The following is a 25,451-nucleotide window of genomic DNA, read 5'->3' as shown; positions in this document are numbered from 1 at the left end:
CTGGCAGCGGAGCGGCAGCCGACCCATGTATCCATCGGGTCGCCACGCCGGGGGTGTGGGTTCAAACCCCCGTCCGCTCCGCCAGTTACGAGAAGGCGCATCCTCGGATGCGCCTTTCTTCTATCCGGACTCTACCCACGCTCCACGGTTGCCTATTTTTGAAGTTCAACCGTTTCTGGGGGACGCATGCTGCAAAATATCAGGGACAATTCACAAGGCTGGATTGCCAAGACCATCATCGGGATCATCGTCGCATTGATGGCGTTCACCGGTATCGAAGCCATTTTCCAGGCTTCGGGTAACAGTAAGCAGGACGTGGCCAAGGTCAATGGTGAGGCAATCACCCAGACCGAACTGAGCCAGGCTGTCGACATGCAACGTCGCCAGTTGATGCAACAGCTGGGCAAGGATTTCGATGCTTCCCTGCTGGACGAAAAACTGCTGCGCGAGGCGGCCCTCAAAAGCCTGATCGATCGCAAGCTGCTGCTGCAAGGTGCCACCGATTCCAAGTTTGGCTTCTCTGAAGCCGCGCTGGACCAGGTGATCCTGCAGACGCCGGAATTCCAGGTGGAAGGCAAATTCAACGCCGAACGCTTTGACCAGGTGATTCGTCAACTGGGCTATAGCCGTCTGCAATTCCGTCAGATGCTGACCCAGGAAATGCTGATAGGCCAGGTTCGCGCAGGCATCGCCGGCAGCGGTTTCGTGACCGACGCCGAAGTACTGGCATTCGCCCGTCTGGAAAAGCAGACCCGCGATTTCGCCACGGTCAACATCAAGGCCAACCCTGCGGCGGTGAAACTCACCGACGACGAGGTCAAGGCTTACTACGACCAGCACGCCCAAGAGTTCATGACCCCTGATCAAGTGGTCATCGACTACCTGGAACTGAAGAAGTCGTCCTTCTTCGACCAGGTCAGCGTCAAGGACGAGGAGCTGCAGGCTGCCTATCAGAAAGAAACCGCCAACCTCGCTGAACAGCGTCGCGCGGCGCACATCCTGATCGAAGTCAACGACAAGGTCAGCGACGCGCAAGCCAAGGCCAAGATCGAAGAAATCCAGGCGCGCCTGGCCAAGGGCGAGAAGTTCGAAGCCCTGGCCAAGGAATTCTCCCAGGATCCAGGTTCGGCCAACACGGGCGGCGATCTGGGCTTTGCCGGCCCTGGCGTGTACGACCCGGACTTCGAAACCGCCTTGTACGCGTTGAACAAGGACCAGGTTTCGGCGCCGGTGCGCAGCACCTTCGGTTGGCATCTGATCAAGCTGTTGGGCGTTGAAGCACCGCAAGTGCCGACGTTCGCCAGCCTGAAGGACAAGCTGACCAAGGAGCTCAAGACCCAGCAGGTCGAGCAGCGTTTTGTCGAAGCGACCAAGCAATTGGAAGATGCGGCATTCGAAGCGTCCGACCTGGCCCAGCCGGCCTCCGACCTGAAGCTGACCGTGCACACCTCCGCGCCGTTTGGCCGTGAAGGTGGCGAAGGTGTTGCAGCCAACCGTGCCGTGGTCACTGCAGCGTTCAGCCCGGAAGTGCTCAATGAGGGTGCCAACAGCAGCGCCATCGAGTTGGACCCGGAAACCATCATCGTGCTGCGTGCCAAAGAGCACCGCAAACCTGCGCAACTGCCGCTGGAGAGCGTGTCCGCGGCGATTCGCACGCAGATGGCCAAGGAACGCGCCAGCGCAGCTGCCAAGACCCACGCCGACGAGTTGATCGCCAGCCTGCGTGATGGCAAGACCCCGCTGAACCAGCCGGTAGACGGTCAGGCGTGGAAGGTCACTGAAGCGGCTACCCGTAGCCAGGAAGCGATCGACCCTGCCGTGTTGCAAGCCCTGTTCCGCATGCCCAAGCCTGCGGCCAAGGACAAGCCGACCTTCACCACCGTGACCCTGGCTGACGGCAGCCTGGTGATCGTGCGCTTGAACGGTGTCAATGAAGCCGCTGCCCCGACGGACGAAGAAAAGGCGCAATACCGCCGCTTCCTCGCTTCCCGTATCGGCCAGCAGGATTTCGCGGCCTACCGCAAGCAGTTGGAAACCAAGGCTGACATCAAGAAGTACTGATGTCGGTCTGAACAAAAAAGCCCTCGGTCTGAAAAGCCCGGGGGCTTTTTTGTTGCGCTAGACTGGGCATTCACTGTCGCCGATAAAGGAGTCTCACGCGTGTTCGATCCAGGCATGGAGGGTTGGGTGATCCGTCGCGCCACCGTGGCGGATGCCCCTGCGGTGTTGCAGGTGTTTGACGGGGTGATCGCTTGGTTCGTCGGCATGGGCAATAACGCTCAATGGGGCACGCAGCCCTGGTCGGCTTTGCCTCGGCGGGTCGCGCAGGTGACGGATGCCTGCGCGATGCCGGATGCATGGGTAGTCGAGGCACCGGAAGGTCGGATCCTGGCGGCACTCGTGCTGGGCGAGCCTATGCCTTACGTGCCGGCAGCGACCGGGCCGGAAGTCTATGTGCGATTGCTGATCGCTGCGCGAGAGGCGCGTGCACGCGGCCTTGGTCGGCGGCTGTTGGCCTTCGCCGATGAGCGCGCCCGCGCCGCCGGGGTGACGCGCCTGCGCGTGGACTGCTACGCCGGCGGCACGGGGGATCTGGTGCGTTTTTACGAGTCCTGTGGGTATGAGCGCCTTTCAACCTTCGACCTGGAAGGCTGGCCGTGCCAGTTGCTGGGGCGCAATCTGTAACGCGCCGGCCAGCGCCAGTAGCATCAGCAGCGCGACCGCCCAGGCAAACGCGCTGACGCCCCAACCCTGCAGCAACACACCACCCGCCAGGCCGCCGCCCGCTATGCCCAGATTCCAGACCGTCACCAGCATTGATTGCGCAGCGTCCGCCGACACGCCCGCCGATTTGGCCAGCGCCGTTTGCAGCAGCGCAGGCAGCCCGCCGAAGGCCAGCCCCCACACAGCCACCGCCAGGTAGATGACCACCGGCAGGCTGGTCCAGAACGCCAGCGCCAAGGCGACCAGGCCAAACAGCGCGCAACTGATCAGCAGCAGTGCGCGCAACCAGCGATCAATCAGCACGCCGGCCAGCCAGATGCTCAACAGGGCGGCGAGGCCGAACACCAGCAGGACCTGGTCGACATCGACAGCAATGCCCGCCGGCACCAGCAGCGGTGCGATATAGGTGTAGAGAATGTTGTGGGCCAGCACGTAGGTGAAGGTCACCCACAGCACCGGACGAATGCCCGGCAAGCGCAGCACTTGCCGCAACCCGAGGCGTTTTCCGGCGGGTTCACCCGGGAAGTCCGCAAGCTGCCAGCGCGCCCAGATCAGCAGCACCAGCGTCAGCCCGGTCATGATCGCGAAACTCAGGCGCCAGCCAACCGCCGCACCCAGGAAGGTGCCTGCAGGCACACCCAATGACAGTGCCAACGGCGCGCCCAGCATGGCCACCGCAATCGCCCGCCCTTGCAAGTGTGGCGCAACCATCCGGCTGGCATAACCGGCCAGCAGTGCCCAGAGCAGCCCGGCGAATACGCCGGCGAAGAAGCGCGCCACCAGGGTCAGCCCATAATGGCTGGAAAGCGCGGTCACGCTGTTGACCAGCGCAAAGCCGCCGATGGCGACCAGTAACAGGGGGCGACGGCGCCAGCTTCGGGTGAGCAGCGTCAGCGGGATGGCTGCCAGCAGTGACCCGAGGGCGTAAAGCGTGACCAACTGGCCGACCAACGCGGGCGACACACCCAGGCCGTCGCTCATCTGCGGCAGGAGCCCGGCGGGCATGGCTTCGGTGAGGATAGTGATAAAGCCGGCACTGGCCAGGGCCAGCAAGCCACCCAGTGGCAGTGTTTCAGGCCGCGCTTTGAGTGAGGTATCGGTGAGGGAGGTCATCGCGCTCTTCCATACAAAGGTCAAGCAGGCAGGGTAGGGGGCTGTGGCCGGCGGAAAAAGAGGCTAAGGTGCCGAACATAACGGACACAGGCGTCCGTAATCAGCAGGGCATGATCATGGACAGTCTGGGCAGCCTTTCGGTGTTCGTGCAGGTGGCGGACACCCGCAGTTTCACCGCCGCCGGTCGCGTGCTGGGCGTATCGTCTTCGGCCGTGGGCAAAAGCATCGCGCGGATGGAACAGCGCCTGGGCGTGCGCTTGTTTCATCGCAGCACCCGCAGCATCACGCTGACCAGCGAGGGCGCGCTGTTGCTTGAGCGCTCCCGCCGGATTCTGGCCGAAGTCGAGGCCGCGGAGCTGGAGCTGACCGAGGCCAGCGCTATGCCCTGTGGCAAGTTGCGTATCAGCGTGCCGCAGGTGCGTGGCTTGTTGATGCCGGTGCTCAGCGAGTTTATGCGCGTCTATCCGGCTGTTGAGTTGGACGTGGATTTTTCCGACCGAATGGTGGATGTCATCGAGGAAGGCTTCGACGCGGTGATTCGCACGGGCAAGCCGGAAGATTCGCGCTTGATGGCCCGCCATCTGGGGCACTACCAATTGGTGCTGGTGGGAACACCCGGCTACTTCCAGCAGTACGGTACCCCGCAGCAACCTCAGCAATTGAGCGATCACGCTTGCCTGCGGCACAAGTTCTGCGCCACCGGCAAACTGGAGCCATGGCCGCTACGGCGGGTACCCGGCGCCGCGGAGCCTACGTTGCGTACTCCGCTGGTCAGCACCACTATCGAGTCCCTCAATCATGTGGTGCACGAAGGGCTGGGCATCGCCTGCCTGCCGGACTATATGGTCAACCAGGCCGTGCACGAAGGGCGCCTGCAGAGGGTGCTGGATGACTACATGGAACACCGGGGCAGTTTCTGGATGTTGTGGCCGTCAAGTCGCCATGCCTCGGCCAAACTGCGCGTGTTTATTGATCACATGTGCGCAGGGCTTTTTCCTGCAGGCCCTGTCGCCTGAGGCTGTGACGTTTTACCGACAGGAATGCGCGCGCCAAGGCCTCGTTCTGTTGCACAATACCGCCCGGACCGTTTTCCTCAGGATTTTCAATGTCGACATCATTTCACTTGCGTAGCCTCGGGCTGGCGCTGGTGTTGGCGGGCGCCGCGGGCTGCTCGTCACCCAAGACCGCTATTTATGAACACGAGAATTTCGACGACTCCGGCACGTTTTCGCGCGATTACCCGGTGACTGACGTCGCGGCGTGCGAGGCCGCGCGGCGTGCCTTGCTGAGCCAGGGCTACATCATCACCAGCAGCGATCCAAAGCTGGTCGTGGGTAACAAGAGCTTCCAGCAGACCGGTGAGTCCCACCTGCAAATCAGCTTCAACGTCGTGTGTGCCGATGATGGCAAAGGCACCAACCATTCGACGATGTTTGCCAACGCCTTGCAGGACCGTTATGCGCTGAAGAAGGTCAACAACTCCGCGAGCCTGGGTGTCGGGGTACTGGGTTCGGTATCGATGCCGATCGGTTCCACCGACGACTCGATGGTGAAGGTGGCCAGCGAGACCGTTTCGGCGCCGAAATTCTACGATCGTTACTTCGCGTTGGTGGATGTGTTCCTGCCGCAAGAGGTGAAGAAGGCCGAAAATATCCCTGAGAAGCCCAAGGCTGACCTGGGCGTTCCGGAACCCAAGGCTGCCCCGGCTGCCGAGAAGATCGAGCCGCCGAAGGAAGAGCCGGCGGTACCCGACGCTGCACAACCGGTCACGCCACCTGCCGAAGCTGCGCCGATTGCTCCGCAAGCAGAGCCCGCTCCGCCAGCCACAAACCCGGAATTGGCGCCGCCGACAGAAGCGATTCCGCCCCTGCCGACGCCTGCGCAGTAACTCAGACCGCTACGGGGTTCGCCTTGTCGACGTTGATCCCGTAGCGGCTGATCGCCTCGCTGACCTTGTCGCGTCCGATCACACCGTCATCGGCCAGTGCCTTCAAGGCCGCCAGTGCGATGAAGTGCCGGTCCACTTCAAAGAACGCGCGTAGGGTTTCCCGGGTATCCGATTGCCCGAAGCCGTCGGTGCCCAGCGCCACGAAGCGACGGCCTGTCACGAATGGGCGGATCTGGTCGGCGAAGAGCTTCATGTAGTCCGTCGCCACCACCAGCGGCCCCGGTTGGCCCGCCAGGCGTTGCTCCACATAGCTGGTCCGTGGCTCGTCCTGCGGGTGCAGCAGGTTCCATCGCTCGGCCTCATGACCGTCACGGCGCAACTCAGTGAGGCTGGTGGCGCTCCATATGTCGCTGTGCAGGCCGAAGTCCTTCTCCAGCAGTTCAGCGGCAGCCATCACTTCCCGCAGGATCGCGCCACTGCCCATCAGTTGGACTTGCGCGTGCTTGCTCGTGCTCAGTCGATACATGCCCTTGAGAATCCCCTCGTCCACGCCTTCGGGCATCGCCGGGTGCGGGTAGTTTTCGTTCAGCAGGGTGATGTAGTAGTAAATGTCCTCTTGTTCGACATACATGCGCCGCATGCCCTCGCGAATGATTACCGCCAGCTCGTAGGCAAACGTCGGGTCGTAGGACACGCAGCACGGAATCACCGACGACAGGATATGGCTGTGGCCGTCGTCATGCTGCAAGCCTTCGCCCATCAATGTGGTGCGACCGGCCGTGGCGCCCAGCAGGAATCCGCGCGCTCGTGCGTCACCCGCCGCCCAGGCGAGGTCGCCGACCCGCTGGAAGCCGAACATCGAATAAAAGATATAGAACGGCACGGTCATCAGGCCGTGGTTGCTGTAGGACGTGCTTGCCGCGATCCATGAGGAAATGGCGCCGGATTCATTCAGGCCTTCCTGCATGATCTGTCCGTCCTTGCTTTCCTTGTAGTAGCTCAGTTGCCCTGCGTCCTGTGGGGTATAGAGCTGGCCGACGGCGGAATGGATACCAATCTGGCGGAACAGGCTTTCCATGCCGAAGGTGCGCGATTCGTCCGGCACGATGGGCACGATCAGCTTGCCCAGGTGTGGGTCCTTGAGCAGGGTGCCGAGGATGCGCACGAACGCCATGGTGGTTGAGATCGCGCGCTCGGCGGTGTCCTTGAGTTGAGTCGCGAACGCAGAGAGTTCCGGGATTTGCAGCGGCTGCACCGCACTGTGGCGCGCCGGTACGTAGCCGCCGAGGGCTTGGCGGCGGGCAGCGAAGTAGCGCGCTTCTGCGCTGTCGGCGGCAGGCTTGAGGTAGGGTATGTCGGCGAGCTGATCGTCGGCCACTTCCAGGCCGAAGCGGTCGCGGAACGCTCTCACCGCATCGGCGCCCATCTTCTTCAACTGGTGATTGATGTTCTGGCCTTCGCCGGCTTCACCCATGCCAAAACCCTTCACGGTTTTCGCCAGGATCACCGTGGGTTGACCACGGTGGCGCACGGCAGCGGCGTAGGCGTTGTAGACCTTGTCGGGGTCATGCCCGCCTCGTGAGAGTTTCCAGATATCGTCGTCGGACATGTCTGCAACCAACGCCAGGAGCTCCGGGTATTTGCCGAAGAAATGCTCGCGCACATAGGCGCCATTCTGTGATTTGTAGTTTTGATAATCGCCGTCCACGCATTCCATCATGCGTTGGCGCAGCAGGCCGGTTGAGTCCTTTTCCAGCAGTGCGTCCCAGCCGCCGCCCCAGATCACCTTGATCACGTTCCAGCCGGCGGCACGGTACAGGCTTTCGAACTCCTGGATCACCTTGGCGTTGCCACGCACGGGACCGTCCAGACGTTGCAGGTTGCAATTGACCACGAAGATCAGGTTGTCGAGTTTCTCGCGCCCGGCCAGTGAGATCGCGGCCAGGGACTCGGGTTGGTCCATTTCGCCATCACCCAGGAAGGCCCAGACCTTGCGGCCCTGATGTGGCTTGAGCGCGCGCAGTTCCAGGTAGCGCATGAAGCGGGCCTGGTAAGCGGCGGTGATCGGCCCGAGCCCCATGGACACGGTAGGGAATTGCCAGAAGTCCGGCATCAGGCGTGGGTGCGGGTAGGACGAGATGCCTTCACCGCCGGCCTCGCGCCGGAAGTTGTCGAGTTGTGCTTCGCTGATGCGGCCTTCCAGGTAGGCGCGGCCGTAGATGCCGGGGGATGAGTGGCCTTGTATGTACACCAGGTCGCCGTCAAAGGCCTCGGTACGCCCACGGAAAAAATGGTCGAAGCCTACGTCATACAGCACCGCGGCTGACGCATAAGTGGCGATGTGGCCACCCACCCCGGAGTGCTTGCCTGCACGCAACACCATCGCCATGGCGTTCCAGCGGATGTACGCGTTGGTTCGGCGTTCGATCGCCAGGTCGCCGGGGTAGGGCAACTGACGGTCCACCGGGATGCTGTTGACGTAGGGCGTGGTGACGCGCCCGTAGAAGTCGCCATGGCGCGCCACATCGAAATCCAGCAGTTGATCGATCAGGTAGTGGGCGCGCGGGCGGCCTTCGGTGGACAGCACCGATTCGATGGACTCCAGCCACTCGCGGGTTTCCTGCGGATCGTCGTCGCGTCCGACTGCGTTGTTCGGGGTCATGTGGGGCTCCTGGGTGGGCGGATTCAAGTGACGACGCTTTGTGAGAATGCCGTCAAACTAATTGCAATTGCAACTACATAGCCGAATCTAGCGCGGGATGAGCTACTATTGCAACCTTCTTGAAATCGCCCGGATGGTGTTGCATGTCGTCGAAAGAGCCTGATGTATGGTTCCGGTTTGTCAGGGCCCACAGGACGGTCATCCGTGAAATCGAACGCCGCCTGGCCGAGGCGGGCTTGCCGCCGTATGCCTGGTACGACGCGCTCTGGGGCCTGGAAAGCGGCCCCGACGGCACCCGTCGCATGCATGAGCTGGCGGATGTGCTGGCCATCGAGCGCTACAACCTCACACGCCTGGTCGACCGCCTCGAAAAGGACGGCCTTGTGGTGCGTTCTCGCTCTGACGGCGACGGCCGCGCGGCGTTTGCCTCAATCACCGATGCCGGACGATTGCTGCGTAAAAAAATGTGGACGATCTACGAAAGCACCGTAGATGAGTTGTTCCTGTCGCAGATCGAACCGGAGCAACGCCAGGGGTTTGCCGATGCCCTGGAGCGCACCGCCGGGTTGGCGATGGAGGCGGGCGTCCAGACGCGCGGGCGACGCAAGTCCTGACCGCTTGCGATTTAATTGTGGGAGCGGGCTTGCTCGCGAATGCGGTGTGTCAGATGAATACATCTTTGACTGAACCACCGCATTCGCGAGCAAGCCCGCTCCCACATTTGCCCTGCGTTTCACCAGCTCTATATCTGTCGGCTGTAAGGCCGCCTCGGTAGCAAGCTCCCACCCTTAATTGCATTTCAATGCGTAGCGATCCATCGCCACCTCCACTTGCCGCGCATCAACCCGCCCCTCATCCGCCAACGCCTTGAGCGCCGCTACCACAACCCAATACCGACTCGGCGCCGTCGCCTGCACCGACCCCGCGCCCAACGCCACGAACGGCGCGTCTACATAGGCCGACAACTGATCCACGATTGCTTGGGGGTAACCCGTGACAGCAATGACGGGTGCTGCGCTATCCACCAGGCAATCACGCAAATGGCAGCTGCGTTTGGGCGCCAAGGGATGCAGGCGATTCCAGCGCTGCGCCACCGCCGCCTCTCGGGCCAGCCGCGTATAGCTGGGGCAACTCCACACGTGCGCCGCAACGTTCCAGTCCTGCTTCAGCAGGTACGCGGCGTGTACCGTTTCCTCAAGCGCCCGGCCTGCGCCGAGCAGCCGCACATCCCCGGCAGTATCGCGCTGGATCGGATACATGCCCTTGAGCGCGGCCTCACGGTCCTGTCCAGCCAAGGGCGCCACGCTGTGCTGATCATGCAGCGCCAGGTAATAGAAGCCAGGCTTGCCTTCGACATACAGCGTGCGCAGCCCCTCCAGCACAATGGCGCGGGCCTCCTCGCCGGAGGCCGGGTCGTACGGCGTGCAGCGCGGGTTGCTCGTCAGCCACAGCGGCAGGGAAGGTTGCGAAGGATTGTTCTGGATGTCATTGCACAGGATGCCGCGCTGCGCCGTCTCCTGGGCCAGCGCGCACAACTGTGCCGACGACGCCGCGCGGTGCAGGTACAGCAGCGGTTTTTCGGCGGTGTTGCGCGCGAACCAGATTGGCCAACCGCCTACGCGCCGCGAGCTTGACTGGCCACGGATAACCCAGGCGTTATGGCTGGATTCGAGCGTGTTGGCCATGCTGATCACGGTGTCCAGCGGCGAGCGAGTATCAGGGGCGGTCCCGGTCAGTGTATTGATGCAATGTTGTGCGGATTGCGCGGTCATGGCAGGCACCTGGCAAAGGGTGCCTGTACCTTAAGGTAAATCGACAGGTTATTGCAATTGCAATCATTGCAATCGCACCTCGCGAACTGAAAGGCTAAATCGCCACTTCGTTACTACGTTCCATTATTGAGTGCAGGAACGTCATGACGCCTACATTTTTTCGTCACAACGGCACTTTAGGCTGGCCATGCAGGTCATTTATCTGCAGCCGCTTTTAATTCAATAAGGAGTTTGACGATGGACGACTACCAGGAAGAACTGCTCGAGTACCGCGCGATTGAGTGGGACCCGCTGGAACCCGCAGATGATGCAACCGAGCTGTAAGACCGACCTCAGGCGGAATGCCGCTGACTGCGGCGAAATTCCCCTGGGGTCTGGTTGTTCCACCGCCTGAATGCCCTTTGAAACGCTTGGGCCGAGGCAAAACCGAGCAAGTAGGCGATCTCGCCGAACGCCAGTTCCGTATCGCGAATGTAGGTCATGGCCAGGTCGCGGCGGGTATCGTTGAGAATCGCGCGGAACTGAGTGCCTTCTTCGGCCAGTTTGCGGCGTAGCGTCCAGGTTGGCAGCTTCAAGCGTGCCGCCACTTCTTCCAGGTCGGGTTCCCGGCCGCCATTGAGCATCGGCCCGAGCAAACGGGTAATGCGCTCGCGCAGGCTGCGGGTGCGGGTCAATTGCTCCAACTCTCTCTCGCAAAGTTGTAACAACAGGTTCCAGGTGCTGGGGCAGTGCGCGGGGTTGCGCAACGCCAGGGTCTGCTGGTCGAGACGCAGTTGGTTGGCCTCGGCACCGAAGTGGATCGGGCCGTCAGCGAGCACGTTGTACTGCTCACTGTAAGGCGGCGCCTCGAACTCGATGTCGACCCGTTGCGCCAGCACCGGTTGCTGGGCCAGGCTGGACAATTGGTGCAGCCAGCCGGCGATGATCGAGTCCACCACAAAACGGTTATAGGCGTTGTAGGGGCTGATGGAATAGAAGCGCAGCCAGGCGCCGTTGGCATCTTCGACAAAGCTCGACTGCCCGCGATAATTGGAACCGTACAGCGCTTCGAAGCGGGTCAGGGCCCGCGCCGCCTCGCGCACGTTGGGCGCCTGGGCGGCGGTGACGCCCGCCAGCCCCGCCTGGCTCAGGCGGCCGAGCTGGCCCATGCGCAGGCCCAGACCCGGGTCGCCGGTGAGTTGGATAGCCGCATGGCCCAGGCGCATGTAACGCGGGATCGACAAGCGTGCACCGGCCTCGGCCAGGCGGGCCGGGTCCAGGCCGTATTGCAGTAGCAGCGGCTGCGGGTCAAGGCCGTGGCTGTGGATGGCATCGGCCAAGGTGTGCACGAAGCCCACCGACAGATCTCCCAGCCGGACGGGCTTCACAGCCAGAGATTCAACAAACGCGCGCCACGGGCCTCGCCATCGGCGCTGACTTGTCCTTGGCTGCTGACGAAGCTATGGCCTGCAGTGCCCAGGTCCCAGAACTGCCCACGCAGGAACACACTCATGCCGGCGCTTGCCTGGCTGACCGGTGGCTGGCTGATCAGCGTGAGGCGACGCCAGGCTTCGCCTTCACTGAGTTCTTCGGGCTTGAGGCTGATTTCGGTCGGAGTGGAAACACTTTTGAAACCGCGCCAAGGGCGGTCCCAGGTATCACGGCCCAGTACAAAGGCCGGCACTGCGATCAGTTGCGCGCCTTGTTCGTTGAGCTTGCGGTAGTTGTCCGGGTACCAACTGTCGCTGCCGACCAGTACGCCCAATCGGCCGGCCGGGGTGTCGACCACGCTGACGACGTTTTCATCACCCGGTTCGATAAACCCCCGTTCATCGTAGATCGGGTACAACTGGCGCTGCGGCTGGCCCACGGGCAAACCGTCCGCGTTGAACACAACGCTGGCGTTGTACAACGCGCCATGGCCGACCTGCAGTTGCCCCTGGCTGACGCTTGGGTTGGGCAGGGCGATGGAGCCGGCCACCAGCGTGACCCCGAATTCCTTGGCCAGGCCGCCAAACAACAGCTGGTAGTCGCGCGCCATGCCAGAGGCTTTCATGCGCAGGTAGGCGTCGTCGGTACGGCTGTCGCCGGTGGCGCTGATCCAGGCGCGGGCGAACGGCAACGGGTTGCTCACCGACAGCCAATTCATCGCGTCTTTGACGTGAAGCGCCTGGTACACCTCGTTCTTTTCACCCGTGAGCATCAGCCAGGTGCCGATATGTTCGGGCAATACCACGACTGTCTTGTGGTTGATCAGCCCCAGGTCCCGGGCTTTTTGCAGGTAGGCCGAGAGCTTCAGGTGCAGGCGTTCCAGGCTCTGGTAGTCCGCCGGGAACAGCTCCGGCTGGATGCCCACCAGGTTGCCACGGTCGGCCGGCAGGCCTTCATTGACGGCGAGGGTGATACGCAGGTCGGACAGGTAGTGCGCCACGGGGCGCTCCTGGGTCCAGGCCAGATACGCGGCGACGGCGGCAACCAGGGCCATGGTGACGGTGAACGCTAGAAGTTTACGCATGGGGCAACTGACAACAGACCGTGTGCAGGGTTCGCCGACTAGGGTAGGGCCCAAGGTACGGCTTGCCAAGGGGCGCTGTGCATTTGGATCAATAACTTGTCAGTTTCGGTGATTGAGCGGTAGTCCGCCGACTCTTAGTCTGTGGGACATAAACCGATGGCGGGCCGCAAGAGCCCGTCACGCCCGTGATGATCCGTTGTGGAGCTTGACCATGACCGCTGTTGCCTATCCGCACCTGCTGGCCCCGTTGGACCTGGGTTTTACCACCTTGCGCAACCGCACCCTGATGGGCTCGATGCACACCGGCCTGGAAGAGAAGCCCGGCGGTTTCGAGCGCATGGCGGCCTACTTTGCCGAACGCGCCCGGGGTGGCGTGGGCCTGATGGTCACCGGCGGCATTGGCCCGAATGACGAAGGCGCGGTGTATGCCGGCGCGGCCAAGCTGACCACCGAGGAAGAGGCGCAAAAGCACAGGATCGTGACAACGGCCGTGCACGCGGCGGGCGGCAAGATCTGCATGCAGATCCTCCACGCCGGCCGTTATGCCTATAGCCCCAGGCAGGTTGCGCCGAGCGCGATCCAGGCGCCGATCAACCCGTTCAAGCCCAAGGAGCTGGACGAAGACGGCATCGAGAAGCAGATCCAGGATTTTGTCACCTGTTCGTTGCTGGCCCAGGTCGCCGAGTACGACGGTGTGGAGATCATGGGCTCCGAGGGCTATTTCATTAACCAGTTCCTGGCCGCCCACACCAACCACCGTACCGACCGTTGGGGTGGCAGCTTTGATAACCGCATGCGCTTGGCGGTGGACATCGTGCGCCGTGTGCGGGAAGCCGTGGGCCCGAACTTCATTATTATCTTCCGCCTGTCGATGCTCGACCTGGTGGAAGGCGGCAGTACCTGGGAAGAGATCGTGCAGTTGGCCAAGGCCATCGAGCAGGCGGGTGCGACGATCATCAACACCGGGATTGGCTGGCACGAGGCGCGTATCCCGACCATCGCCACCAAGGTGCCCCGTGGTGCGTTCAGCAAAGTCACCGCCAAGCTGCGCGGTTCAGTCACGATTCCGCTGATCACCACCAACCGCATCAACACCCCGGAAATCGCCGAGCAGATCCTCGCCGAAGGCGACGCCGACATGGTGTCCATGGCGCGTCCGTTCCTCGCCGATCCTGAGTTCGTCAACAAGGCCGCCGCAGGCCGTGCCGATGAAATCAACACGTGCATCGGCTGCAACCAGGCCTGCCTGGACCATACCTTTGGCGGTAAGCTGACCACCTGCCTGGTCAACCCGCGCGCCTGTTACGAAACCGAGCTCAACTACTTGCCCGTCAAGCAGGTCAAGAAGATCGCCGTGGTCGGTGCCGGCCCTGCCGGTCTGGCGGCGGCCACGGTTGCAGCCGAACGCGGCCATCAGGTGACCTTGTTCGATTCGGCCAGCGAGATCGGCGGCCAATTCAATATCGCCAAGCGCGTGCCGGGCAAAGAGGAGTTTTTTGAAACCCTGCGCTACTTCAAGCGCAAATTGCAGACGACCCATGTGGAGGTGTGCCTCAACACCCGAGTGGATGTCGCGCAGTTGGCCGCGGGCGGTTATGACGAGATCATCCTGGCCACCGGCATCGCGCCGCGTACCCCGGCTATTCCAGGCGTCGATAATGCCAAGGTGCTGAGCTACCTGGACGTGATCCTGGAGCGTAAGTCGGTCGGCAAGCGCGTGGCGGTGATCGGTGCCGGCGGCATCGGGTTCGACGTGTCGGAATTCCTTGTGCACCAAGGCGTGTCCACCAGCCTGGATCGCGAAGCGTTCTGGAAAGAATGGGGCATCGACACCCAGCTTGAAGCCCGTGGCGGTGTGGCCGGGATCAAGCCCGAGCGTCATGCGCCGGCGCGTGAAGTGTTCCTGCTGCAACGCAAAACCTCCAAGGTCGGCGACGGCCTGGGCAAGACCACCGGCTGGATCCACCGTACCGGCTTGAAGAACAAGCAGGTACAGATGCTCAACAGCGTCGAATACCTGAAGATCGACGATGAAGGCCTGCACATCCGCATCGGTGCCGAGGGTGAGCCCCAGGTGCTGGCGGTGGACAACATCGTCATCTGCGCCGGCCAGGACCCGCTGCGCGAATTGCAGGACGGCCTGGTTGCGGCCGGCCAGAACGTGCACCTGATCGGCGGCGCCGATGTGGCGGCCGAACTGGACGCCAAGCGCGCCATCAACCAAGGCTCGCGCCTGGCTGCCGAGTTGTAAGCATGGGGCGAGGAAGCTTGATCGGGTGGCGGCCTCATAGCTGCTTGAGTCCTATCAGCTGTAAATCGATCAAATGTGGGAGCTGCCGAGCATTAGCGAGGCTGCGAAAGCGGTGGGTCAGGCGATGAAAATGCCAGCAATGCCGCCACCTTCGCAGCCTCCCCGGGGCTCGACAGCTCCCACAGTTGAGGTGCGGTGCGGCTCAAATTGGGCCAGTCGCTAGACCGCAAATCCAGCGTACACAGCCGATCCCTTGTGGGAGCTGTCGAGCTTTAGCGAGGCTGCGAAAGCGGTGTGTCAGGCAATGAAGATGCCAGCAATGCCGCCGCCTTCGCAGCCTCGCCGGGGCTCGACAGCTCACATGGAGATTTGTCGGCCTCTGAAAGTCGTGTAGATACCTATGGAGTTGTAAGACGGCAATCGGGGCGGTGTTAGACTGCCGCCCCCTTTCCTTCAGATAATTGCCGATGGGCCCTTTCGACTGGCTGCCCCACGCACCTCTTGAACCTGTGCAGCTCGATTGGCTGAACGGGGTCGAGCTGGCCGTGCTGCGCCTGGACCTTATCGACCCACTGATCAGCGGCAACAAGTGGTTCAAGCTCACCGGGCACTTGGCTCAGGCGCAGGACGCCTGCGGCATCATCAGCTTGGGCGGCGCCTACTCCAACCACCTGCACGCGTTGGCGGCGGCGGGAAAACGTTTTGGCTTTAGCACCGTCGGCCTGCTGCGCGGCCATCCCCAAGACACGCCCACGGTCCTCGACCTGAAAGCCTTTGGCATGCAGCTGCATTGGCTGGGCTATGGCGGCTATCGTGCGCGTCACGCGCCCGATTTCTGGTTGCCGTGGCGTGAGCAATATCCCCAGTTGCACCCGGTGCCCGAAGGCGGCGGTGGCCGGGCGGGTGCGTTGGGTTGCGCAGTGCTGGTGGAGCAGGCGCGCAGGCAGTTGCCCGCCCTGGGCTGGGCCGGCTATGACGCCTGGTGGCTGGCCGCTGGCACCGGCACCACGCTGGCCGGCCTGGTACTGGCTGAGGCGGGCGCGCATCGGGTATATGGCGCCATGGCGGTGCCGGATGACCACGGTGTGGCGCGCAACGTCGAGGCCATCGTGCAAGGCGGTTATGAATTGCTGGACGCGAGCCGAGGTGGCTTTGCCAAGGTCGATTCGCAGTTGCTCGACTTTATCGATGCCACGCACCAAGCCTGCGGCCTGCCATTGGAGCCGCTCTACACCGGCAAGGCGTTATTGGCCTTGAAGGCGCAGGTCGAGGCCGGGCGCTTCATGCCCGGTACTCGCCTGATATTCGTGCACACCGGCGGCCTGCAGGGCCGCCGAGGGTTCACGGGCTGACGCGCTTGCCTGGCATCATGCGCAACACGGTGTTGTCCCGCAGGACGTAATGATGGGCAATGCCCGCCAACGCATGCAGCCCGATCAGCCAGTAACCGATCTGGCCGAACAGCACATGCCAACCTTCGATCGCCTTGGCCAATGCCTTGTCCTGCGCGATCAACGGCGGCAGCTCCATCCCATAGAACATCACCGAATGCCCTTCGGCACTGACGATCAGCCAACCGGCGATCGGCATGCCGATCATCAACGCATACAGTGCGACATGCACCAGCGTCGCCAACAGGCTCTGCCATCGCGGCGGCGCCGGCACGATCCTGGGCGCCATGCCAAGGCTGCGCGCGAACAAACGCAGCCACACCAGTACAAACACGGTGAGGCCGAACATGAAGTGCATCTCGACGATCAACGTTCGCGCGCCGCTGCCTTTTGGAAACTGGCCGCGCAATTCAATGCAGGCGTAGACCACCGCCAGCAGCACCACCATCAACCAGTGCAACGCGATCGACAGGCTGCTGTAGCGCGTATCGGAATTTTTCCACGGCATCGCTGGGTTCCTCACTCATCAGGTCACCTCCGTTCTTTAGTGACGAAGTGCGTTTAATGTATGCCTGTTTTGTGCGGTTTACCCGCCGTGCCTGCGGTTTTCTTGACCTCCATCAGTGGCTTTGCGGCATCTCACCACGGGCCAGGCGCGCGTTGATGTCATCGATGACCGCCGGCAGGTCGCTGAGGGTGTCGATCAGGTAATGCGGGCGCGAGCCTTCGAACAGTGCCTCGATGCGCTTGCGCTCGCTGGCCAATGTGGCGCTGTCCAGGGCTTGGAACTGCGCGTAGGTCAGGCCCAGCGCATTGCCGGAACAGGTCAGGGCCACGGTCCACATTCCGGCGCGGCGGCCTTCGAGGATGCCCGGCACCGTATCGTCGACTTTCACGCAGGCGGCCACATCATCAATGCCCAGCGCGATGACATTCGCCAAGGCCTGGGCCGGCCACGGGCGGCCGTTGGGCACTTCGTCGGTGGCGACCACGTGGTCGGCGACGTAGCCGTTGGTGGCGGCCAGGGCGACGACTTTGTCCATCACCTGCTTGGGATAACCGGAGCAGGAACCGATCTTGAGGCCTTGCCCGCGCAGCCGGGCGATGGTGTCGAGAGCGCCGGGGATGAGCGCCGAATGCTCGGCGATCTTCTCGATCTGCAGCGGCATGAAGCGCTGGTAAAGGGCGGTCACATCGTCATCGGTCGGCGTGCGACCGAAGACCTTGCGGTAGCGTTCGGCGACCTGCGGCTGATCGCACAGGGTGCGGATGTGGTCCCACTTGCCCATGCCCATCGGGCCACGGGCTTCCTGGATGGACACGTGCACGCCGAACTCGGCGAAGGCTTCGACAAAAATCTGCGTGGGCGCGAACGAGCCGAAGTCGACCACGGTGCCGGCCCAGTCGAGGATAACGGCCTGGAGGGTGTTGGGAGTGTGGTAGGTCATGCGGGCGTTCCGATGGAGGTAAGAGGGATGTGCATCGCGTGCAGCGCATCGGCGATGGCGGTGACGGCGGCGTGCATCTGCGCTTGATCGACATGGCCGATGCAGCCCACGCGGAAGGTGTCCACCTGGGTCAATTTACCGGGATACAAGATGAAACCCCGGGCCTTGACCCGTTCGTAGAAGTCCTTGAACCGGTAGCGCGAATCTTGCGGAGCGTGAAAGGTGACGATGATCGGTGCCTGGATCGCCGCCGGCAGGAAGCTGCGCAGGCCAAGGTCGGCCATGCCCTGCAGCAGCGCCTGGCAGTTGCGCGCATAGCGTTGATGACGTGCGTGCAGGCCGCCTTCCTCGGCGTACTGCAACAGCGCTTCATGCAGGGCCGCGACCACGTGGGTCGGCGGGGTGAAACGCCATTGGCCGGTCCTGGCCATATAGGCGTGCTGGTCGAACAGGTCCAGCGCCAGGGAATGGCAATTGCCTTCGGCAGCGGCCAGCGCTTGTTTATCGGCGAAGACGAAGCCCATGCCCGGCACGCCTTCCAGGCATTTGCCGGAGGCGGCGATCAGGGCGTCGAACGGCACTTCACGCGCATCGATCGGCAGCGCGCCGAAGGAACTCATGGCGTCGACGATCAGGCGCTTGCCGTGCTGTTTCACCACCCGAGCGATCTGCGCCAGCGGGTTGAGAATGCCGGTGCTGGTTTCGCAGTGGATTAACGCGACGTGGGTGATGGCCTGGTCGGCGCGCAGCAGACACTCCACATCGGCGGCGGTGGTGGGCGCGTCTTCGGCGGTTTCAAAGGTGCTGAAGTCGCGGCCGAGCACTTCGCAGATCTTCGCCAGGCGCTTGCCGTAGGCGCCGTTGACCAGCACCAGTACCTTGCCGTCGCGCGGTACCAGAGTGCCGATGGCGGCTTCGACGGCGAAGGTGCCGCTGCCTTGCAACGGCACGCAGTGGTGGCTGTGCGCGCCGTCGATGATCGCCAGCAATTGCTCGCAGACGCTGGCGGTGAGCTGGTTGAAGCGCTCATCCCAGGAACCCCAGTCCAGCAGCATCGCCTGGCGGGTGCGGGCGGACGTGGTCAAGGGGCCGGGCGTGAGCAGGATGGGCGTCGTCATTACAAATCCTCGAAGCATCGGTTGAATCTACGGCGCCTAAATTGCAGTTTGGCTTGTCATCAATCAAATTGTTTGTTGTTATGCGAGCTATCAGCGAGGCCGATAACGATGAACCTGTTCCAGTTGCGTGCATTCGATGCTGTCGCCCGTGAGGGCAGCTTTACCCGCGCCGCGGCGCGGCTGTTTATCAGCCAGCCGGCGGTCACCGGGCATATCAAGGCCCTGGAGGAGCACTACCAGATCCCACTGCTGCGGCGTACTGCGCGCCGGGTGGAGGTGACCGAGGAGGGCGCACGCCTGGCGGCGATCACGCGGGCGATTTTCGGCCTGGTGGATGAGGCGCAGGCGATGCTGGAGGCGAACCGGCAGTTGCTCACCGGGCGCCTGGAAGTGGCGGCGGATGGCCCGCACTTGGTGATGCCCATGATCGCCAGCCTGCGGGCGCGCTACCCCGGGATTACCGTCAACTTGCGCTTGGGCAATGCTCAGGACACCTTGGCGGCGCTGCTGTCCGAACACGCCGATGTGGCGGTGCTCACCGAAGTGGAACCGCGCAACGGCCTGCATCTTGAGCCGTTGAGCGAGTCGCGGATCTGCGCGCTGGTGCCGGCCGGCCACCCGTGGGCGAAGCAATCCGAGGGCATCCGCCTGGAGCAGTTGCATGAAGTGATCATGGTGCTGCGTGAGCCCGGTTCCATCACCCGGCGCACCTTGGATAACGCTTGCCTGGCCACCGGCGTGCTACCCAGGGTGCTGCTCGAGCTGGACAGCCGCGAGGCGGTGACCGAGGCCGTTGCCGCCGAATTGGGGGTTGGCGTGGTGTCGTCGATGGAGGTAAGCCCCGACCCTCGAGTGCGGGCGATTCCCTTGCAAGGCGACGGGCTGGTCAACCGGCACATGCTCGGCTGCATGGAGCGGCGTCGCTCGTTGCGCCTGATCCAGGCGTTTTTCGAGTTGGCGCCCTGACGGTTTTTTGGTGGAACGATGTGTGCTCGCGCTATAAACTCTGCCCCCAAAGCGCCGGCCAGTAGACGTTTGGGCGCGATGGACGAAAAGAGAGTGAGTCATGGGCGCACAGTGGAAAGTCAAACATAAAGAAGCGGCGGCCAACGCCAAGGGCAAGATCTTCGGCAAGCTGGTGAAAGAAATCACCATCGCCGCCCGCAACGGTGCCGACACCGCGACCAACGCCCACCTGCGTCTGGTGGTGGAGCAGGCCAAAAAGGCCTCGATGCCCAAGGAAACCCTGGACCGCGCGATCAAGAAGGGCGCCGGTCTGCTCGGTGAAACCGTGCAATACCACCGCGTGACCTACGAAGGCTTCGCCCCGCACCAGGTGCCGCTGATCGTCGAATGCGTGACCGACAACATCAACCGCACCGTGGCGGAAATCCGCGTGGCGTTCCGCAAGGGGCAGTTGGGCGCTTCCGGCTCCGTGGCCTGGGACTTCAACCACGTCGGGCTGATCGAAGCCTCGCCGGACAGCCCGGACGCCGATCCGGAAATGGCCGCGATCGAAGCCGGTGCGCAGGATTTCGAAGCGGGCGAGGAAGAGGGCACCACCCTGTTCATCACCGAGACCACCGATCTCGATGCCGTACAGAAAGCACTGCCGGAGCAGGGTTTCACCGTGCTGTCGGCCAAGCTGGGTTACCTCTCGAAAAACCCGGTGAGCGGTCTGAGCGATGAGCAGATGGCGGAAGTTGAAGCCTTCCTGGAAGGCCTGGACAACCATGATGACGTGCAGGACATGTTTGTCGGCCTGGCTGGCTGAATAGGGCTGAGTGAACTCAACCTGTAGTGAGCGGGCTTGCCCCGCGCTGGGCTGCGAAGCGGCCCCAATAAAGACACCGCCGAGTTCCAGGTAGAACCAGGTCGCCTGGTTTGGGGCTGCTTCGCAGCCCAGCGCGGGGCAAGCCCGCTCACTACAAGTTGCTTTCGGGCTCTCAAAAGATGTTTAGATGCCTAAGCTCACATGGGTTAAGGGTGTTGGATAGAAATGAGCAAGGCTTCGATCTCCTCAAACCCCGGCCGCGCCAGCACATCGGGCTGACAGCAGCTTTTCTGCAATGCCACCAGTGCGTCACCCGCCGTCTCCTCCATCCGCTCCAGCAACTCCCCCAGCAGCACCCCGAACGCGCGCACTTCAATACGCTGCAGTGCCCTGGTTTCCAAAGTATCCGCCGTGGCATGAAACGACGCGGCGCCAAAATCCCCCAGCAGACAATCGCCCGCTTCATTCCACAGGATATTGTGCCCATACAGGTCGCCATGGGTGATGCCGTGGCGGTGTAGATGTGCGGCCACCGATGCTATGCCCCGCGCCATGCGCAACGCCACGGCAAGGCTGAAGCGGGCGTGCGGCGGGTAGATGTCGCGGGTGCACGAAGCCAGGCTCGGCAGGGCGGCGAGGTTGCGGTAGCTCGGGTCGATCAGGTCCATCACCAGGGCGGCCTGGCCATCGGGGTGGCCGACCACACGGCCTTCGATCCTGATCAGGTTGGGGTGCAGCCCGGCGGCGATGCAGGCTTGCATTTCGTGCAGCGGTGAGCCATCGCTGGTGATGGTGCCTTTATAGAGTTTGACAGCGACGGGTTTGCCTGCCGGTTTCCACAGCGCTTTGCGGATAACGCCGGACGCGCCTTCGCCCAATATTTCGGCGAGTTCCAGCTCGGCCCAGGGAATCTCCACAGTGGCCTCATCGTCCGTCATCGGCACCGCCGTTTCCACTGGATTACCGGCATAGGCCAGCCAGGTCAGGCTCGGCAACGCCAGCAGCCAGTCTGGCAAGCGCGTGAAGCGGTTGGAGGCAATGCGCAGCAATTCGAGGTTGTGGCAGTTGGCCAGGCTTTGCGGCAGTTGCGCCAACTGGTTACCGGCCAGCATCAGCTTTTGCAGCAATGGCCGTTCGCCCAGTTCGCAAGGAAGCTCGCTGATGCGGTTATCGGTCAGGATCAGCCAGCGTAACCGCGGTGGCAGCGCGGCGGCGGGCACGTGGCTGATCTGGTTGGCCTTGAAGCCGACCATGCTCAGTTGGGCGCACTGGCCGAGGCAGGCGGGCAGTTCGGTAAAACGGTTGTCCGAGCAGAACAGCACGCGCAAGTGCGGCAGGCGGTGCAGGTCGTCTGGCAGGCTATGCAGGGCATTACCGCTGAGGTTGAGGATTTCCAGGGAGCCCGCCAGGTCGAAGATTTCCCGGGGGAATTCGGTCAGCCCGCAGGACAGATCCAGGCGCGTGATACCGGCCAATTGGCCGGCCTTGAGTTGGGCGAGGGTATCCATGCGCTTTGAGTTCACTCGAAAGGTAAAAAAGGGCTGATGATGCAGCAAAATCAGCGATGCCAACGGTCGGATGGTTTTTTTTCGTGTTCGAAAAAGGCAGCTATATTAATTGAGTTGCTGCTGTCCATGAATTGAACAAAGCGTTATTAGCTTGAAGTTTTCGCTTGATAATCCCTATCAAAGTCCATGTAGTAGGAAATAAATGGTGTCATCTTGATGGTCGGTAGTCCTCTCAGCTCGTTAGGCGGCGGTCCTATGAATGATTTGAGGAGTATTGAACATGTGTCCCACAAACCTTACTACCGATGGCGGCGCTCCCATTGCCGATAACCAGAACTCACGAACTTCCGGGCGTATCGGCCCCATTGCGATCGACGATGTTTTATTGATCGAAAAGCTTGCCCATTTTAACCGTGAAAATATCCCTGAACGGCGTGTGCACGCCAAAGGGGCAGCCGCATACGGTACCTTCACGGTCACGAACGACATCAGCAGCTTCAGCAGCGCCGCACTGTTCAGCAGTATTGGCAAGCAAACGCCGATTTTTACACGGTTCTCCAGTGTCATTGGCTCCCGCGGCTCTGCTGACACCGTGATCAACCCGCGTGGCTTTTCCGTAAAGTTCTATACCGAGCAAGGTAACTGGGACATTGTGGGCAATAACACGCCGGTGTTCTTTATCCGTGACCCGATAAAATTTCCAGACTTTATCCATTCTGAAAAACCTGACCCGCAGACCAACCTGCCAAATGCAGAGCATGTGTGGGACTTTCTTTCGCTCTCCCCTGAGTCACTGCACCAAGTCACCATTCTGTTTTCAGACCGTGCTATTCCCGATGGCTTCCGCCACATGCATGGGTTTGGCAGTCATACCTTCAGTTTGTTGAATAATGCCAATACGCGTACGTGGGTCAAGTGGCATTTTGAGACCCAGCAAGGGATTAAAAACCTGACCACGGCGGAAGGGATGCGACTGGCCGGTGCAGACCCGGATTACGCCACGCGCGATTTGTTCAACGCCATCGACAATGGGAATTTTCCCAAGTGGACGGTGCGTATACAGACCATGACCGAGGCGCAGGCCAATGCTTTCGTCGAGAACCCCTTCGATGTCACCAAGATATGGCCACATGCCCAGTTTCCGCTGAGGGACGTAGGCGTGATCGAGTTGAATCGCAATGTGCAAAACTATCATGCCGAAGTTGAGCAGTCGGCCTTCTGCCCGGCCAATGTGGTCCCAGGGATTGGCTTGTCGCCTGATCGCATGTTGCAAGGTCGGGTATTCGCTTACCCCGATGCTCAACGTTATCGTATTGGCACCAATTACCAGCAACTGCCGATCAATGCGCCACTGAGTCCAGCACAAAATTATCAACGCGATGGCGCCATGGCGTTAGGTACAAATGGTGGCGCCAGCCTCAATTACGAACCCAACAGTGATGTCGAAGCGCCTAAACAAGACTCGAGATTTGTAGAGCCGTTGCTACGCCAAGGCGGTGCTACAGCTCGTTACAACCATCGGGTGGATAACGACTATTACTCACATCCGCGGGCCCTGTTCAACCTTATGACCCCCGCAGAAAAGGCGGTGTTGTTCGCCAATCTTGGTGGGGCGATGGCCGGGGTCAGTGATGCGGTGGTGCTGCGGCAACTGACAAACTTCGCGGGAGTGAGTGCCGAATATGCCCAGGGGGTTGCCGCTGAGCTTGGGATTCCTTGGCCTTGATGTTGGACGGGCTATAGAACCGTCTTCATCCGCCTGATCCAGACCAGCAGTTTCGCGCCTGCACCACCCGCAGTGCTGGCATTGAGCTGCTTGGCGTACTTGGAAAACCGTTCGGTGCATAGCACCCGCCGGGTGCAGGGGCCTGGGGTGTCTGTCTCTCATCGGGCAGTAAAAGCCGGGCTTCTAGAACTTCTGCATCTGCGGGGCGGGCTGGTCCACCGGGCTGACCACCGCATAGTTGTAGCCCGCGCCGGACCAGTATTGAGCCTGCAAACCATCGGCACTGCGGCTGCCACGGGGCAGGAAACCGTTTTCCGGGCCAGGTGGGCGGATGTAGAAACTGATGCGCCGCCCTTGCGCGTCTTCGTACAGCACCATGGCGGCGGCGCCTTGCTCGGTGGTCAGCAAGCGCCCGCTGACCGGGGTGAACCCCGCCGCGCTGAGGTCGGGCAGGCGGTGCGCCTGGCTGAAGTAGCGATCCAGCCAAGCTTGCATCGTGTCGCTACCCTGGCCTTTGTAGTCGGCCGGCATCACGCCGTCCTGGGCAAACAAGCGAAACGCCTGCATCGCATCGGCCATCGGTAGCATTGCTGGCTGGGTGGCTTCACGGGCGTGCCAGCCCCCGATACCGCCGAGGCTCACTGCGATCAGCAACACGGCGGCCGTGGCGAAGTGGCGGCGCGACTGGCGCTTGAGGCGTTGGCGGATCAGCGCCGGGTCCAGGTCCGGGTTGGCCGGCTGTTGCAGGGCACCGCCCAATGCGGCGCGCAGCAATTGCGCGTCGTGCTGCCAGGCATGGACCTGGGCGGCGACATCCGGATGGGCGGCCAGATACGTTTCGAGCACGCGGCGATCACTCTCCAACAGTTGGTGATCGACGTAGGCATGCAAATCGCGTTCGCTGGGGGGCAGGCTGATCATTTGAGTATCCGCAGGGAAGGGCTGGCGATTTCGCCATCACTGAGTTGACGCAGGGCTTGGCGCGCCCGCGATAGACGCGACATCACGGTGCCGATGGGCACGTCGAGAATCTCGGCGACCTCCTTGTAGCTCATGCCCTCGACCGAGACCCACAGCAGCAGCGCGCGTTGCTCGGCGTTGAGTTGATCGAAAGCTTGCAGGGTCGACTGGGCGATCACGGTGCGCTCGACCGATGGCTGCGCATCGTCACGCCCGGTGAAGAACTCCAGCGTCCGTGCGTAGCGCCGGGTGCGACGGTGGGCGTCGAGGAATTGCCGGTAGAGGATCGAGAACAGCCAGGCGCGCAAGTCGCCTTCGACGCGTTTTTCGGCCCAATGGGTGACCGCCCGTTCCAGGGTCGATTGCACCAGGTCGTCTGCGCTGCTGGCGTTACGCGTCAGGGACACGGCAAAGCGCCGCAGCCTGGGGATGAGTTCACGTAACGGTTCGTCGAGTTCATGCATGGGAGCGGGCTGTTCACTACGCTGGGACTGGAGAGACGACTGGCAGGGGCGGTTATTCCCGACCGTGAAAAATAAATCCAGGCCCAGGGAATAGAGCCGATCGGCGTTCGTCTTAATGCTCCGACCTTATGTTCACCCCTAAGGCCTCTGGCCCTGGA

Annotated in this window: 21 protein-coding genes; 10 read left to right on the top strand and 11 right to left on the bottom strand. The window is 62.2% G+C overall.

The window, feature by feature from the left end; genetic code table 11:
* Window positions 1–186 precede the first annotated feature (186 nt).
* The gene (locus tag H0Z09_RS22225) at window positions 187–2,061 is read left to right on the top strand and encodes a SurA N-terminal domain-containing protein (RefSeq protein ID WP_186693516.1); all 1,875 of its coding nucleotides are present in this window, start codon (window positions 187–189) and stop codon (window positions 2,059–2,061) included.
* Window positions 2,062–2,160: 99 nt separating this feature from the next.
* Entirely contained in the window at window positions 2,161–2,685 is a 525-nt protein-coding gene (locus H0Z09_RS22220; RefSeq protein WP_346656805.1) for a GNAT family N-acetyltransferase, read from the top strand.
* Here H0Z09_RS22220 and H0Z09_RS22215 read toward each other — a convergent pair.
* Window positions 2,632–3,837 carry an MFS transporter gene (locus H0Z09_RS22215; RefSeq protein WP_186693514.1) on the bottom strand — a complete coding sequence of 402 codons (1,206 nt, stop codon included), beginning with the start codon at window positions 3,835–3,837 and terminating at the stop codon, window positions 2,632–2,634. The genes H0Z09_RS22220 and H0Z09_RS22215 overlap by 54 nt on opposite strands.
* A gap of 116 nt (window positions 3,838–3,953) precedes the next feature.
* Here H0Z09_RS22215 and H0Z09_RS22210 point away from each other — a divergent pair, with 116 nt between their 5' ends.
* On the top strand, window positions 3,954–4,853 hold the full coding sequence (locus H0Z09_RS22210; protein ID WP_186693612.1) for a LysR family transcriptional regulator: 900 nt from the start codon (window positions 3,954–3,956) through the stop codon (window positions 4,851–4,853).
* 89 nt (window positions 4,854–4,942) lie between these two features.
* Window positions 4,943–5,725, top strand: a complete 783-nt coding sequence (locus H0Z09_RS22205; RefSeq protein ID WP_186693512.1) for a DUF2242 domain-containing protein — start codon at window positions 4,943–4,945, stop codon at window positions 5,723–5,725.
* 1 nt (window position 5,726) lies between these two features.
* Here the strand turns inward: H0Z09_RS22205 and aceE are convergent, their stop codons facing one another.
* Window positions 5,727–8,387: a pyruvate dehydrogenase (acetyl-transferring), homodimeric type gene (gene aceE, locus H0Z09_RS22200; RefSeq protein WP_186693509.1), complete on the bottom strand. Its 2,661-nt coding sequence runs from the start codon at window positions 8,385–8,387 to the stop codon at window positions 5,727–5,729.
* 143 nt (window positions 8,388–8,530) lie between these two features.
* On the opposite strand from aceE, the gene H0Z09_RS22195 reads away from it, so the two are divergent.
* The gene (locus H0Z09_RS22195) at window positions 8,531–9,001 is read left to right on the top strand and encodes a MarR family transcriptional regulator (RefSeq protein ID WP_186693507.1); all 471 of its coding nucleotides are present in this window, start codon (window positions 8,531–8,533) and stop codon (window positions 8,999–9,001) included.
* Window positions 9,002–9,175: 174 nt separating this feature from the next.
* On the opposite strand, the gene H0Z09_RS22190 is transcribed toward H0Z09_RS22195, so the two are convergent.
* The 3 genes from H0Z09_RS22190 to H0Z09_RS22180 form a co-directional block, all read right to left on the bottom strand.
* Window positions 9,176–10,159, bottom strand: a complete 984-nt coding sequence (locus H0Z09_RS22190) for a pyruvate dehydrogenase (RefSeq protein WP_186693505.1) — start codon at window positions 10,157–10,159, stop codon at window positions 9,176–9,178.
* A 332-nt stretch (window positions 10,160–10,491) separates the two neighbouring features.
* Window positions 10,492–11,526, bottom strand: coding sequence for an AraC family transcriptional regulator ligand-binding domain-containing protein (locus H0Z09_RS22185; RefSeq protein ID WP_186693503.1), 1,035 nt, complete (start codon window positions 11,524–11,526; stop codon window positions 10,492–10,494).
* Window positions 11,523–12,653: a carbon-nitrogen hydrolase family protein gene (locus tag H0Z09_RS22180; RefSeq protein WP_186693501.1), complete on the bottom strand. Its 1,131-nt coding sequence runs from the start codon at window positions 12,651–12,653 to the stop codon at window positions 11,523–11,525. Before H0Z09_RS22180 ends, H0Z09_RS22185 begins: the two co-directional genes overlap by 4 nt.
* A gap of 211 nt (window positions 12,654–12,864) precedes the next feature.
* On the opposite strand from H0Z09_RS22180, the gene H0Z09_RS22175 reads away from it, so the two are divergent.
* Window positions 12,865–14,904 (top strand): NADPH-dependent 2,4-dienoyl-CoA reductase, encoded by a 2,040-nt coding sequence (locus H0Z09_RS22175; protein ID WP_186693499.1) that lies wholly within the window; start codon window positions 12,865–12,867, stop codon window positions 14,902–14,904.
* Between the two features lie 467 nt (window positions 14,905–15,371).
* A complete protein-coding gene (locus H0Z09_RS22170) occupies window positions 15,372–16,256 on the top strand; it encodes a pyridoxal-phosphate dependent enzyme (protein ID WP_186693497.1) in 885 nt (294 codons plus the stop codon).
* Here the strand turns inward: H0Z09_RS22170 and H0Z09_RS22165 are convergent.
* From H0Z09_RS22165 to H0Z09_RS22155, 3 genes are all read right to left on the bottom strand, one after another.
* On the bottom strand, window positions 16,246–16,803 hold the full coding sequence (locus H0Z09_RS22165; protein ID WP_076950880.1) for a cytochrome b: 558 nt from the start codon (window positions 16,801–16,803) through the stop codon (window positions 16,246–16,248). The two genes, H0Z09_RS22170 and H0Z09_RS22165, sit on opposite strands and share 11 nt — an antisense overlap.
* A 112-nt stretch (window positions 16,804–16,915) precedes the next feature.
* The gene (gene phnX / locus H0Z09_RS22160) at window positions 16,916–17,743 is read right to left on the bottom strand and encodes a phosphonoacetaldehyde hydrolase (RefSeq protein ID WP_186693495.1); all 828 of its coding nucleotides are present in this window, start codon (window positions 17,741–17,743) and stop codon (window positions 16,916–16,918) included.
* Window positions 17,740–18,861, bottom strand: coding sequence for a 2-aminoethylphosphonate--pyruvate transaminase (locus H0Z09_RS22155; RefSeq protein ID WP_186693492.1), 1,122 nt, complete (start codon window positions 18,859–18,861; stop codon window positions 17,740–17,742). Before H0Z09_RS22155 ends, phnX begins: the two co-directional genes overlap by 4 nt.
* Before the next feature lie 108 nt (window positions 18,862–18,969).
* On the opposite strand from H0Z09_RS22155, the gene H0Z09_RS22150 reads away from it, so the two are divergent.
* Window positions 18,970–19,827: a LysR substrate-binding domain-containing protein gene (locus tag H0Z09_RS22150; RefSeq protein ID WP_186693490.1), complete on the top strand. Its 858-nt coding sequence runs from the start codon at window positions 18,970–18,972 to the stop codon at window positions 19,825–19,827.
* Window positions 19,828–19,927: 100 nt separating this feature from the next.
* Complete coding sequence (locus H0Z09_RS22145; protein ID WP_058423896.1) at window positions 19,928–20,635, top strand: YebC/PmpR family DNA-binding transcriptional regulator; 708 nt, start codon at window positions 19,928–19,930, stop codon at window positions 20,633–20,635.
* Window positions 20,636–20,841: 206 nt separating this feature from the next.
* Here H0Z09_RS22145 and H0Z09_RS22140 read toward each other — a convergent pair whose 3' ends face one another.
* The gene (locus tag H0Z09_RS22140; protein ID WP_186693488.1) at window positions 20,842–22,143 is read right to left on the bottom strand and encodes a protein kinase; all 1,302 of its coding nucleotides are present in this window, start codon (window positions 22,141–22,143) and stop codon (window positions 20,842–20,844) included.
* Between the two features lie 280 nt (window positions 22,144–22,423).
* Here H0Z09_RS22140 and H0Z09_RS22135 point away from each other — a divergent pair, with 280 nt between their 5' ends.
* Window positions 22,424–23,869 carry a catalase gene (locus tag H0Z09_RS22135; protein ID WP_186693486.1) on the top strand — a complete coding sequence of 482 codons (1,446 nt, stop codon included), beginning with the start codon at window positions 22,424–22,426 and terminating at the stop codon, window positions 23,867–23,869.
* Between the two features lie 183 nt (window positions 23,870–24,052).
* Here the strand turns inward: H0Z09_RS22135 and H0Z09_RS22130 are convergent, their stop codons facing one another.
* On the bottom strand, window positions 24,053–24,790 hold the full coding sequence (locus H0Z09_RS22130) for an anti-sigma factor (protein WP_186693484.1): 738 nt from the start codon (window positions 24,788–24,790) through the stop codon (window positions 24,053–24,055).
* Window positions 24,787–25,293, bottom strand: a complete 507-nt coding sequence (locus H0Z09_RS22125; RefSeq protein WP_186693482.1) for a sigma-70 family RNA polymerase sigma factor — start codon at window positions 25,291–25,293, stop codon at window positions 24,787–24,789. Before H0Z09_RS22125 ends, H0Z09_RS22130 begins: the two co-directional genes overlap by 4 nt.
* Window positions 25,294–25,451 lie beyond the last annotated feature (158 nt).

Source organism: Pseudomonas sp. SWRI18 (genome assembly GCF_014268345.1).
Lineage (GTDB): Bacteria > Pseudomonadota > Gammaproteobacteria > Pseudomonadales > Pseudomonadaceae > Aquipseudomonas > Aquipseudomonas cedrina.
This window is presented reverse-complemented; position numbering and strand designations above follow the sequence as displayed.

What these genes read in the sequence shown, in the direction of transcription:
- H0Z09_RS22210 (WP_186693612.1), top strand. Translation starts at nt 3,954, where the DNA reads ATGGACAGTCTGGGCAGCCTTTCGGTGTTCGTGCAGGTGGCGGACACC.
- H0Z09_RS22190 (WP_186693505.1), bottom strand. Translation starts at nt 10,159, where the DNA reads ATGACCGCGCAATCCGCACAACATTGCATCAATACACTGACCGGGACC.
- H0Z09_RS22135 (WP_186693486.1), top strand. Translation starts at nt 22,424, where the DNA reads ATGTGTCCCACAAACCTTACTACCGATGGCGGCGCTCCCATTGCCGAT.
- aceE (WP_186693509.1), bottom strand. Translation starts at nt 8,387, where the DNA reads ATGACCCCGAACAACGCAGTCGGACGCGACGACGATCCGCAGGAAACC.
- phnX (WP_186693495.1), bottom strand. Translation starts at nt 17,743, where the DNA reads ATGACCTACCACACTCCCAACACCCTCCAGGCCGTTATCCTCGACTGG.
- H0Z09_RS22205 (WP_186693512.1), top strand. Translation starts at nt 4,943, where the DNA reads ATGTCGACATCATTTCACTTGCGTAGCCTCGGGCTGGCGCTGGTGTTG.
- H0Z09_RS22125 (WP_186693482.1), bottom strand. Translation starts at nt 25,293, where the DNA reads ATGCATGAACTCGACGAACCGTTACGTGAACTCATCCCCAGGCTGCGG.
- H0Z09_RS22145 (WP_058423896.1), top strand. Translation starts at nt 19,928, where the DNA reads ATGGGCGCACAGTGGAAAGTCAAACATAAAGAAGCGGCGGCCAACGCC.
- H0Z09_RS22170 (WP_186693497.1), top strand. Translation starts at nt 15,372, where the DNA reads ATGGGCCCTTTCGACTGGCTGCCCCACGCACCTCTTGAACCTGTGCAG.
- H0Z09_RS22165 (WP_076950880.1), bottom strand. Translation starts at nt 16,803, where the DNA reads ATGCCGTGGAAAAATTCCGATACGCGCTACAGCAGCCTGTCGATCGCG.
- H0Z09_RS22215 (WP_186693514.1), bottom strand. Translation starts at nt 3,837, where the DNA reads ATGACCTCCCTCACCGATACCTCACTCAAAGCGCGGCCTGAAACACTG.
- H0Z09_RS22175 (WP_186693499.1), top strand. Translation starts at nt 12,865, where the DNA reads ATGACCGCTGTTGCCTATCCGCACCTGCTGGCCCCGTTGGACCTGGGT.
- H0Z09_RS22150 (WP_186693490.1), top strand. Translation starts at nt 18,970, where the DNA reads ATGAACCTGTTCCAGTTGCGTGCATTCGATGCTGTCGCCCGTGAGGGC.
- H0Z09_RS22140 (WP_186693488.1), bottom strand. Translation starts at nt 22,143, where the DNA reads ATGGATACCCTCGCCCAACTCAAGGCCGGCCAATTGGCCGGTATCACG.
- H0Z09_RS22180 (WP_186693501.1), bottom strand. Translation starts at nt 12,653, where the DNA reads ATGCGTAAACTTCTAGCGTTCACCGTCACCATGGCCCTGGTTGCCGCC.
- H0Z09_RS22155 (WP_186693492.1), bottom strand. Translation starts at nt 18,861, where the DNA reads ATGACGACGCCCATCCTGCTCACGCCCGGCCCCTTGACCACGTCCGCC.
- H0Z09_RS22130 (WP_186693484.1), bottom strand. Translation starts at nt 24,790, where the DNA reads ATGATCAGCCTGCCCCCCAGCGAACGCGATTTGCATGCCTACGTCGAT.
- H0Z09_RS22225 (WP_186693516.1), top strand. Translation starts at nt 187, where the DNA reads ATGCTGCAAAATATCAGGGACAATTCACAAGGCTGGATTGCCAAGACC.
- H0Z09_RS22195 (WP_186693507.1), top strand. Translation starts at nt 8,531, where the DNA reads ATGTCGTCGAAAGAGCCTGATGTATGGTTCCGGTTTGTCAGGGCCCAC.